At 37.7% G+C, this 10,949-nt stretch carries 11 protein-coding genes and 1 riboswitch; of the genes, 5 read left to right on the forward strand and 6 right to left on the reverse strand.

Annotated elements, in window-relative coordinates:
• Positions 1 to 255: 255 nt before the first annotated feature.
• Positions 256 to 1,308: a calcium/proton exchanger gene (cax, locus tag V7108_RS26100; protein WP_335512476.1), complete on the reverse strand. Its 1,053-nt coding sequence runs from the start codon at positions 1,306 to 1,308 to the stop codon at positions 256 to 258.
• Between the two features lie 196 nt (positions 1,309 to 1,504).
• Between cax and V7108_RS26105 the strand changes: the two genes are divergently transcribed.
• Positions 1,505 to 2,683, forward strand: coding sequence for an MFS transporter (locus tag V7108_RS26105; protein WP_335512478.1), 1,179 nt, complete (start codon positions 1,505 to 1,507; stop codon positions 2,681 to 2,683).
• A 251-nt stretch (positions 2,684 to 2,934) separates the two neighbouring features.
• A complete protein-coding gene (locus V7108_RS26110; RefSeq protein WP_335569811.1) occupies positions 2,935 to 4,851 on the forward strand; it encodes a heavy metal translocating P-type ATPase in 1,917 nt (638 codons plus the stop codon).
• Between the two features lie 209 nt (positions 4,852 to 5,060).
• Here V7108_RS26110 and V7108_RS26115 read toward each other — a convergent pair whose 3' ends face one another.
• Positions 5,061 to 5,897, reverse strand: a complete 837-nt coding sequence (locus tag V7108_RS26115) for a YihY/virulence factor BrkB family protein (protein ID WP_335512483.1) — start codon at positions 5,895 to 5,897, stop codon at positions 5,061 to 5,063.
• Between the two features lie 46 nt (positions 5,898 to 5,943).
• Positions 5,944 to 6,324, reverse strand: a complete 381-nt coding sequence (locus V7108_RS26120; RefSeq protein WP_335569812.1) for a YtxH domain-containing protein — start codon at positions 6,322 to 6,324, stop codon at positions 5,944 to 5,946.
• 227 nt (positions 6,325 to 6,551) lie between these two features.
• Between V7108_RS26120 and V7108_RS26125 the strand changes: the two genes are divergently transcribed.
• Complete coding sequence (locus tag V7108_RS26125; protein WP_335512487.1) at positions 6,552 to 6,779, forward strand: DUF1128 domain-containing protein; 228 nt, start codon at positions 6,552 to 6,554, stop codon at positions 6,777 to 6,779.
• A gap of 24 nt (positions 6,780 to 6,803) precedes the next feature.
• Here the strand turns inward: V7108_RS26125 and map are convergent, their stop codons facing one another.
• On the reverse strand, positions 6,804 to 7,556 hold the full coding sequence (gene map, locus V7108_RS26130; RefSeq protein WP_335569813.1) for a type I methionyl aminopeptidase: 753 nt from the start codon (positions 7,554 to 7,556) through the stop codon (positions 6,804 to 6,806).
• 212 nt (positions 7,557 to 7,768) lie between these two features.
• On the opposite strand from map, the gene V7108_RS26135 reads away from it, so the two are divergent.
• Entirely contained in the window at positions 7,769 to 8,098 is a 330-nt protein-coding gene (locus V7108_RS26135) for a helix-turn-helix domain-containing protein (RefSeq protein ID WP_335512491.1), read from the forward strand.
• Between the two features lie 55 nt (positions 8,099 to 8,153).
• Here the strand turns inward: V7108_RS26135 and V7108_RS26140 are convergent, their stop codons facing one another.
• Positions 8,154 to 8,303: an anti-repressor SinI family protein gene (locus V7108_RS26140; protein ID WP_335569814.1), complete on the reverse strand. Its 150-nt coding sequence runs from the start codon at positions 8,301 to 8,303 to the stop codon at positions 8,154 to 8,156.
• 31 nt (positions 8,304 to 8,334) lie between these two features.
• A riboswitch (cyclic di-GMP riboswitch) is annotated at positions 8,335 to 8,424 on the reverse strand.
• A 577-nt stretch (positions 8,425 to 9,001) separates the two neighbouring features.
• Between V7108_RS26140 and V7108_RS26145 the strand changes: the two genes are divergently transcribed.
• Positions 9,002 to 9,166 (forward strand): hypothetical protein, encoded by a 165-nt coding sequence (locus V7108_RS26145; protein WP_335512495.1) that lies wholly within the window; start codon positions 9,002 to 9,004, stop codon positions 9,164 to 9,166.
• A gap of 12 nt (positions 9,167 to 9,178) precedes the next feature.
• Here V7108_RS26145 and hutH read toward each other — a convergent pair whose 3' ends face one another.
• Positions 9,179 to 10,693, reverse strand: a complete 1,515-nt coding sequence (gene hutH, locus V7108_RS26150; protein WP_335512496.1) for a histidine ammonia-lyase — start codon at positions 10,691 to 10,693, stop codon at positions 9,179 to 9,181.
• Positions 10,694 to 10,949 lie beyond the last annotated feature (256 nt).

The following is a 10,949-nucleotide window of genomic DNA, read 5'->3' on the forward strand; positions in this document are numbered from 1 at the left end:
GGAGGGCAGTAATCAATCGACTAACCATTTATACTTAAGGAGGTTGGGATTCCACTCATATATGATATTCAACACTCGTGTTTTTCATTTATAAATTAACATGAAGGTTGGTGATAGATGGTCCCAAGAAAGCGATTGGTTTTACCCGAATATAGCATATGCTTGAACATTATAGCACAGATTATGGATTACCCTTACATCGAAAATAGTTAAAAAAGAGGAGACTCTGAGCTTACCGGCTCAGAGTCTTTGTGTTTAAAGCAGGAAGAACCCTATCCCCATAATAAAATAAGCGGCAAGTAAGGTCAGTCCCTCAAACCAGTTCGATTCACCATCATTGGAGATAACAACAATAAGCAGGACCGAGGTTACCATTGCAATCAATTCCGGCATCGTAAACACAAGCGGCATCGATTCTGTAAAGAAAAGGGAAATTAAAACAAGCACTGGCGCCACAAACATGGCAACCTGCAGAGTTGAGCCAATGGCAATCTCGACAGCAATGTCCATTTTATTTTTAAAGGCCATGACTATCGCTGAAGCATGCTCGGCTGCATTCCCAACAATGGCTACAATAATCACCCCGATAAACAGCTCAGTCCATCCAAAAGATTCTGCAACATATTCAAACGTATGAACAAGATTTTCAGAAATATAGGCAACGGCTAGAGTAGCAACTAACAAAACAGTGATAGCCTTGCCCTTCCCCCATTCTGGTTCTTCCTCATGATGTTTTTCGGTATTTTCGCTTTGATAAACCCCTCTATGGGTTACTAATTTAAAGAACAGTGCAGCAAGATAAAGCAAAATTAATATGACGGATATCCCGATACTTAAACTTAATGTTTCTGACTCATTCATTTCCATCGAAAAAACTTCAGGAATAACGAATGCTACAATGACAGCGAACATTAAGAGGCCTGAGTTATGACGGGCATCGTGGACGTTAAAGGTCTGCCTTTTAAATTTTAAGCCGCCTATAAAGAAGGAAAATCCCGCGACTAAAAGCAGGTTACCGAGTACAGACCCAGTTAATGAGGCTAGAACTACACCCACCAATCCCTCCTTTAGAGCAAAGATAGAAATAATAAGTTCCACTGCATTCCCAAAAGTAGCATTTAACAGTCCACCGACCCGCGGACCTGCAACAATGGCAAGACTTTCCGTTGCTCTCCCCATATAACTAGCCAGAGCGATTATTGCAACACAATAAACGATAAAAAGTAGCATCGTTGGCCAATGCATGAGTGTCCCGATTACTGAAAGTGGAACCCCAATAAAGGTAAGGATCATAAATATTTTTTCCAACTATTGTCCCTCCCAAAAAATATTGTTAAAATCCCAACTAAAAAATGTAAAATATCCTCCAATATGAGACTTCCCCATTTTTCCTATATTAAAACCGTGCAAAATATTTAACTTGCAAATGCTTTGTATTCTCGTTACCATCTTCCATGTAGCCATTCTATGGGATTACAAACGAATAAATAACGAGGGACCTATTATGAATAAAGATAAATTTCGCTTATGGATCTTGGTGACGATTGTTTCAATATCTGGTTTTTCCCAAGGAATGCTTCTCCCCCTTATTGCTGTAATATTCGAGAAGGGCGGAGTTTCTTCTTCTCTTAACGGATTAAATGCAATAGCACTCTATATTGGAATTCTATTGATTTCTCCATTTATGGAAGCACCTCTTCGTAAATATGGGTATAAACCAACAATTATTTTCGGAGGCGGCCTAGTGGTCCTTGCACTCGCAATGTTTCCTGTGTGGAAGTCCTTTTGGTTTTGGTTTTGTTTGCGCGCCTTGATTGGTATTGGTGACCATGCCTTGCACTTCGCTACCCAAACCTGGATTACATCCTCCTCTCCAGCCGATAAAAGAGGGCGGAACGTTTCACTATATGGATTGTTTTTTGGTATTGGCTTTGCGAGCGGACCATTGATGACACCTCTCGTAAATATTAATGAATCACTTCCCTTTATTGTTTCATCCCTCTTATGCTTCATCGGCTGGGTGTTTGTCTTTACACTTAAAAATGAGTTTCCAGAGCAAGAAGTTGGAATCAATTCATTCCTTAACACCATCAAGCGCTTTAGTAAAACGATGAAGGTTGGCTGGGTAGCCTTCCTCCCTCCGTTCTGCTACGGTTTTTTAGAATCCTCTTTAAACGGCAGCTTTCCCGTCTACGCTTTAAGAATGGATATTGACGTAGCAAAAGTTTCCATTATGTTAACAGTCTTTGCCGTTGGAGGTATTATTACACAACTGCCATTAGGAGTCCTAAGTGATACATATGGCCGAAGAAATTTATTAATGGTTATTCTTTTACTTGGATTTTTTACTTTTACGTCTGCAAGTATTTTCGAACATTCCTTTATTGGTCTTTTTGTCTCCTTCCTCTTATCAGGTATGGTCGTAGGCTCGACCTTTTCACTTGGAATTAGTTATATGACGGATTTAGTACCTAGGAATCTGTTAGCAACTGGAAATTTATTATGCGGTATCTTTTTTAGTTTAGGAAGTCTGAGCGGTCCCATAATCGGGGGACTATTTATTCAATTTTTCAAAGGAATTAGTTTCTTTTATATCATCAGTACCATGCTGCTTACCTTATCCATTATCCTGTACGTTTTCGGTAAAAAAACTTTCCCAATGGTTGAGCAGCAAAACTCCTAGGATTCATGGAGCAATTTTATATTATTAACATAAATTGTATGGTAAAATTAAATCAATAAAATAAATCACTGAAGTCTCAGTCATCCTTACGATGACTGCTCTACAATCTGTGCTGTCATCCTCATGATGACAGCTTTCGTGTTTTTTAAGGGTAGTGAATATGATTATTTTTCTCATTTAGAAAGAAAGCAGACGCACTTTCGTGGTGGTAGAGTTGCACAGTTAGAAAAAATTAGAGGAGGGAAAAGGTAATGAGTACGGATGCGAAGAGATTATCCAAAGAACTTCCAAAGATTGGACTTCTTGAAAAAATTAAACCTCATATCGAATTGATAGCTGCTGGTCTAAGTGGTGTATTCATTGCAGCTGGATGGTTAACTGATAAAACGGGAGATCATGTTGCTTCTATTATTCTTTATTTACTAGCTTTTGTGATTGGTGGTTTTGCTAAAGCCAAAGAAGGGATTGAAGCTACTTATGAAAACAAAGAGCTAAACGTTGAAATGTTAATGATTTTTGCGGCTATTGGTTCTGCGATTATTGGTTATTGGACCGAAGGCGCAATATTGATTTTTATCTTTGCTGTAAGCGGTGCTTTAGAGACCTATACAATGAACAAAAGTCACAAAGAAATTTCTTCCTTAATGGAGCTGCAGCCTGAAGAAGCCCTTCATATTCATAATGGAATGGAACGACGAGTACCTGTTTCTGAGCTAAAAGTTGGAGACCAAATACTTGTAAAGCCTGGGGAAAGAATTCCTTCTGATGGAATCATTAAGAATGGATTTACAAATATTGATGAAGCTGCTATTACTGGAGAATCCATGCCCGTTTCAAAAGGGCTGGATAAAGAAGTGTTTGCGGGTACGGTTAATTTAACAGGAGCAATCACCGTCCAAACATCAAAGGCAAGTAATGAAACACTTTTTCATAAAATTATTGAATTAGTCCAGTCTGCTCAAAGTGAAAAATCTCCATCACAGCTGTTTATTGAACGTTTTGAAGGTACCTATGTAAAAACGGTTTTAGCTGCCGTGTTATTGATGATGTTCCTGCCCTATTTCCTGCTTGATTGGAGCTGGAACGAGTCATTTTATCGTGCAATGATTTTGCTTGTCGTCGCTTCCCCTTGTGCCCTTGTTGCTTCGATCATGCCAGCCACGTTATCTGCTATTTCGAATGGAGCAAAAAGAGGTATTTTAGTAAAAGGCGGTGTCCATTTAGAGAACCTCAGTCACGTGAAAGCCATTGCCTTCGATAAAACAGGAACACTGACAAAAGGGAAACCTGAAGTGACCGATTTTATTGTAGATGAACGGTTTGATAAAGAAGAACTGCTATGGAAAGCTGCTTCGATCGAAAATCAATCGAATCATCCTTTAGCACAGTCAATTGTTAAATATGTGAAAAAAAGCCTTAATCGAGATCTTATACAGCCAGAGAATTTAGAGGATGTTCCTGGATGGGGTGTAAAAGCTGATATCAATGGCGAACAATGGAAAATTGGAAAAATGGATTTTGTCGGCCGAGAAACTGCCTTAGTATTTGCGGATGGAAAAGCAGAAGAGCTGGCAAGTAAAGGGAATACACTTGTTTTTATACAAATTAATAATTGCTTAGCCGCGATGATTGCTTTAAAGGATGTTGTGAGACAAGAAACCCAACTTGCAATCGAACATCTAAGGAAACAGGATATTTACACAGTCATGCTCACTGGAGATAGCGAGAAAACTGCAAAGGCCATAGCGGATGAAAGCCATGTAGACCAATTCTTTGCAGAGTGTCTGCCCGAAGAAAAAGTGGAGCAGCTTAAAATTCTGAAAGAGAAATATGGAACAATCGCAATGGTTGGGGATGGAATAAATGATGCACCGGCTTTGGCCATTGCAAATGTTGGTATTGCCATGGGGGAAGGAACGGATGTAGCCCTCGAAACTGCGGATGTGGTGTTGATGAAGAATGATTTGCCAAGGATTTCTGAAGCCATTCAGCTTTCAAAACGGATGAATAGAATCATTAAACAAAATGTTATTTTTTCGATTACCGTGATTATGGTTTTAATATCCTCAAACTTTTTTCAAATGCTTGATTTGCCATATGGTGTCATCGGGCATGAAGGCAGTACCATTCTTGTAATTCTTAACAGTTTAAGACTGCTGAAAAGTTAAAAAACCGGGCTCGCTGAGCCCGGTTTTATTTAGTGATAGCCATTGCTGCCGTTGGCAGATCCTGATGTTTTATTTCCTTTGCTGCCTTTACCTTTTTGTTTTGTGCCGCCATCTTTTTTTGTATGTTTTGTCATGATAATCCCCCTATTCAATTTGCTTGTTCCCCACTACTATTGTTTACAACTCAGCACATTTCATTAAGGAAAAGTCTAGCAATTGGTTTTGTACTTTTCACTATAGAATGCGTTAATTTCACCGCCAATGATGATAATGAAGCCCGATATGTATAACCAAATTAATAAAACAATAATAGCTCCAATACTTCCATATGTTAAGGAGAAATTACCAAAACTTCCCACATAGAAGGATAATGCATACGAAGAAACAATCCAGCCAACCGTTGCAAAGACTGCACCAGGAAAAGCACTTCTGCAGCGTAATTTGACATTTGGAGCAATCCAATACAATCCCGTGAAAATAATAAATAAAATTAGGGCGCTTCCTGCCAAACGTAACATATTCCAAATGCGGAGAAATTCCCCTTTAAAGCCTAAATAAGAAAAGAGAAACACTCCAATTTCCCTTCCAAATATCGGAAGTAAAACAGCAACAATAAAAACTAAGATCATCCCAAGAGTAAGCAAAATAGCCATACCTCTAGAAACGATAAAGGAACGACTTTCTTTCACATTGTATGCTTTATTAAAGGCTCTTACTAAGGCATGAATTCCATTAGAAGCAGACCACATGGTTCCGATAACCCCAATAGAAAGCAATCCACCATTTCGATTATTCATCACATAATTAACATTCTTTTCAATTAAGTCCATCGTGTCAGGCGGGGCAAACTCCCGGATGCTGCCAAGAATATCGGGGTATGGAATGGGCAGATACGGCAGTAATGTAAAAATGAATATTAGGAGTGGAAATAGTGATAGTAGAAAAAAATAAGCAAGTTGGGCGGATAAACCAGAAATATCATCTTCTTCAATTCGATGCCAAAGAAGTCTTACCAACGATTTACGAACATTCACTTCCTTCTTCATTTACTCACCACTCCTTTAAACCTAAACGATCATTTATTCAAATTACTTAATTAATGCTTGTTTCTTCTTCCACCTTGACTTCTTTTAGTAAATCTTCCATAAGGTCTGAGTTTGTATCATCAAAGGTATTTATTGTTTCCATGACTCTTTCTTTTACCTGTGGGGTTAACTCACGAAGTTCGTCAACTTTCCCAGTAATATACGAAATGTCCTCACTAACCTGCTCTATCGTATTTCTAATCTTTTCCGCTGTTTCTTTTACATTTTCAGTGAGTTCACTCGGATGATGAACGACATAGGAAACTTGCTCATAAACTTTTTTCACATTTACCTTCATTGCATGGCGGGTTTGTTTATCTAATAAGCTTAGCGCTCCGCCCGCGATTGCACCATAAATCATGCCTCTTAAAAATAGGTTCTTTCCCATTTTTTAACCTCTCCTTTCAAACTATTTTTATCACTATAAAAAAAACACCATAATCATCACTTTATATTTTGCTTTAAGCTTGTTATCAAAAGCAAGAGTTCGCCATATTTTTATCTTTATTTCTTTATTACCCGCTAATCATTGTAATAAAACATGTTTAGATTGACATCTGCCAATTAAAATGAAAAGATAAAATTACAATTACAATTCTTGAAAAGGGTGACGGGATGAATTTATCAGAGAAAACCATCGAAAATGTGGAGTATATGATTGAACAAATAAAAGAAAAATTAAAAGTTTTAAATCTTGGAGCTATTAAACCTTCGCACTTTGATGAAGAAATGTATGAAGAGTTAAAGGAAATTTACGACATGGTCATGAAAAAGCCTTCTTTCAGTCCTAATGAAATGCAGGCCTTGGTGGAAGAGCTGGGAAACCTTCGTAAAAATAAGTAAAACAGATCTCTTGGGATCTGTTTTTTATTTTTCTTGGTCCGTTAAGATAATCGGACCATCCTTGGTCACTGCAATCGTATGTTCATATTGAGCAGAGTACTTCCCATCAACCGTCCGAGCCGTCCAGCCATTACTATCCATCTTCATTTGGTACGTACCGATATTCACCATTGGCTCAATCGTAAATACCATACCTTCTTTAATTCTTGGACCCTTTCCAGGCAGCCCGTAATGTGGCACATCTGGTTTCTCATGAATTACCGCGCCAATACCATGACCGATGAAATCACGAACTACTGAAAAACCTTCTCCTTCCACATACGTTTGGATGGCATGACCAATATCACCGATTCTATTACCGGCAACAGCCTGTTCAATACCTTTATAAAGTGCTTCCTTTGTCACTTCTAATAATCGTTCTGTTTCCTTCGATACTGCTCCAACTGCATAGGACCATGCGGAATCAGCCAGGCCTCCATTATAATTGACAACCATATCGATGGTAACAATATCACCTTCTTTTAACGGTTCTTTTCTAGGAAAACCATGGCAAATCTCGTCATTTATACTGGCACATGTAGCATATTTATAACCTTTATAGCCCTTTTGCTCTGGGGTTGCATGGTGTTTACTTAAGTATTCATCAACAAATTCATCAATTTCCCAAGTTGTAATGCCAGGTTTAATCATTTTTGCAATTTCTTTATGACATGATGCAAGGATTTCCCCTGCTTTTTTCATTGCTTCAATTTCCCTCTGCGATTTAAGAACAATCATCCATCTTCCCAACCTTTGTTATTATTTTTTTATATATACTTTATATAAACGGAAACCCGCATTTTAATATTATCGTTATCAGGCTCTTTTTTCAAAAAATATTTGAAATAAACGAATATTTTTTGTATAATAAGTCGTTCTTAATATGGAACTTTTTCAACTTTTTTGATAAAATTATTGTAGGAATATTAAATAGTAGGTGTGTGAGCCAAATGATAGGTGATCGTGTTAAAAAACTACGTTTAGAGAAAAAAATGTCATTATCCGAACTTGCAGAGCAAGCTGGCGTTGCTAAATCTTATTTAAGTTCGCTTGAAAGAAATCTGCAAAGAAATCCCTCTATTCAATTTCTAGAAAAAATTTCGGCTGTGTTAAACGTTCCAGTAGATCATCTTATAAATGAACAGATAAATAAAGAGGAATTAGACAGCGATTGGATGAGCATTGTAAAAGAGGCAATGGAATCTGGAGTCTCAAAAGAACAATTTCGTGATTTTCTTGAGTTCAATAAGTGGCGGATCAATCAAAATAATAACGAATAATAAAAGAACAAAGCATACAGCCTTAATTGGGAGTATGCTTTGTTCTTTATGTATCTTAGCGATTCTTTACTAGTATGTCCCTGACCTCATTTTGATGGAGAAAATCAAGAATTGTTTCCTTTGAAAGACCTAGTTCTTTTGCCTCAACAATAAGTTCCAACCATTCTGCATCCATTCCATTCGTCATACTATCCGTAATTACCACTCTCATCCACCCCTAAAATACTTTGTGTATTCCAGGTAGCCCGGCCATCATAGTAAAAAACCTATACCTTAGATCCTCGGCTTTGCGTCCCTATTTTTCAATAGGTTTGCCTTTTTCTGCTTCAAACCACTCATAAATCATTGATTATTCATTATATTTGATGGACAACTTTTCGTATTCCTAAATTCTAAATTTATAAGCTTATTATATATAGTACTTTATCAGTAGCGTGTTGTAATTTGTCGGTTGCATTTATCTTTTGAACCTTTTTTTTAAACATTTTTTACCATATTTCTACAAAAAATCTTCATTCTCTATCGATGCTCCGTGATTTAACTGGAAGTTTATTGGAAAATAAGGGTGCTTTTAGTCGAAAATACCTTATTTTCCCATGGGCAAATTTTTGTAAAAACATATGAAAAATCAATATAATTTGTCTATTTTGTGACAATTGACTTATACAATAAACAACACTAAAATAGACTAAATATTAATAATATTCAAATAATGGTGGTGAGACACAGTATGACATTGATTCATGTGTTGAATTACACGATACCGATTGCCTTTATGGTATTCTTTGGTTTTCTGCTTGACCGTATGTGCAGCCCATCAAAGTCAAAAGAAAAAGTGAAAGATGAATAATAAATTTCCTTCGTTTGGGAATGATACATTCGTAGACGAAAGGAGTGTTTGATTTGGCACGTGGAGAACATTTTAACCATAAAAAGAAAGGTCATCCTGGAAATTTACCAAAGGATAACTTAGTGGAAAGACATTCAAAGGATGCCATCGGGGACGAGGAGCTTATTGTAGTACAGGAGGCATTTAAAAATAGAGTCGAAACAGAAGAAGTAGAGTAAAAGGCGTGAAATTCACGCCTTTTTACTTTCTTGTATAATCTTACTTAAGTCCCATTCTTTTAGTCCTTCTGCTGCCCTTTCGATATCTTTCGAGAAAATTCGATCTTTTTTTATAGAAGAAACAAGTGCTCTTCCCTTCTCATAAAGGTTCTTTGTCTGGCTTGCCATTTTTTCAACGCCGCGAATTTCAACAGCCTGCATTGCACAAATTAATTCAATGGCTAATACTCTTCTAGCATTTTGGATAATCTGATAAGCATGCCTTGCAGCAATCGTTCCCATACTTACATGGTCCTCTTGGTTGGCAGATGAAGGAATGGAGTCAACACTTGCAGGGTGGGCAAGCGTTTTGTTTTCGGATACGAGCGACGCCGCTGCATATTGCATAATCATTGCCCCTGACTGCAGACCAGGCTCAGGGCTTAAAAAAGGAGGTAAATCATTTAACTGTGGATTTACCAATCTTTCAATTCGTCTTTCCGAAATATTTGCAAGCTCCGCTACAGCAATCTTCATGAAATCCATTGCAAACGCAATCGGCTGACCATGAAAATTTCCTCCTGAGATTACTATTTCACCATCTTCAAAGATTAATGGATTATCAGTAGCCGCATTCATTTCAATTTCTAATTTTTCCTTTACATAATCCAATGCCTGCCAGGAAGCACCATGTACTTGAGGAATACATCGTATGGAATAAGCATCCTGAACACGGTATTCTCCCTGTAATGTGGTTAATAAACTATCACTTAGGTATCGACGAATTCTTGCTGCTGTATCAATCTGCTGCTGATAGCCTCGTGCGATATGAACCTCCTCCGCAAATGCGTCAATGATCCCGTTCAATCCCTCCATTGTCATTGCGGCAATCAGTTCACTTTCATAGGCAAGTTGCTCTGCTTCTAGATAGCCGACCACTCCCATTGCCGTCATTGCCTGTGTTCCATTAATCAACGCTAGACCCTCTTTTGCCTCTAATGTAATAGGAAGAACTCCTTCCATTTGAAGGGCATCAATCGATTCCATCACCTTTCCTTTGTAAAATACTTCGCCTTCTCCAATCAGCACCAATGCTAAATGAGATAGAGGCGCTAAATCACCGCTTGAACCAAGAGAACCTTGTTGTGGAATAACGGGAATAATTTCTTTATTAACCAGGTCAATTAGTTTTTCAATAAGAATAGGTCTAACACCTGAATACCCTTTTAAAAGTGCATTTGCACGTAAGAGAACCATCGCTTTTGAAACAATTTCCGGAAATGGTTCACCAACTCCACAAGCATGAGAGCGAATTAAATTTAGCTGTAAATCCCTTACATGTTCTTTATCGATTAATACATCGCTGAATTTTCCAAATCCAGTATTAATACCGTAGACTACTTTGTGCTCGGAAACAATTTTCTCAACTACTTCACGGCTCTTTTTTACAAGCTCCATGCTTATATCAGAAGCAAAAACCTTTTCTTTTTGGTACAAAACCTTCTTCATTTGTTCCAATGTCAAGCTTTGACCTGTTAGCATAATCATATTTCTCACCTCTACCACTTTATTAGAATAAAGAAAGAGGCTGGATTCCATATCCGATTAGATTTGGAGTCCAGCCTCTTTTATCATTATTTGATTCATTTTTTGATGCCTCATTGATATCATCCCATTCCGACTAATTTCTTTTTCCGTAAGTATTTTCGGCTATCCGCAACTATTCTCGGCTATCCGCAACTATTCTCGGCTATCCGCAACTATTCTCGGCCATCCGCAACTATTCTCGGCTATCCGCAACTAT

This window comes from Neobacillus vireti (assembly GCF_036962345.1).
Lineage (GTDB): Bacteria > Bacillota > Bacilli > Bacillales > Cytobacillaceae > Neobacillus > Neobacillus vireti_A.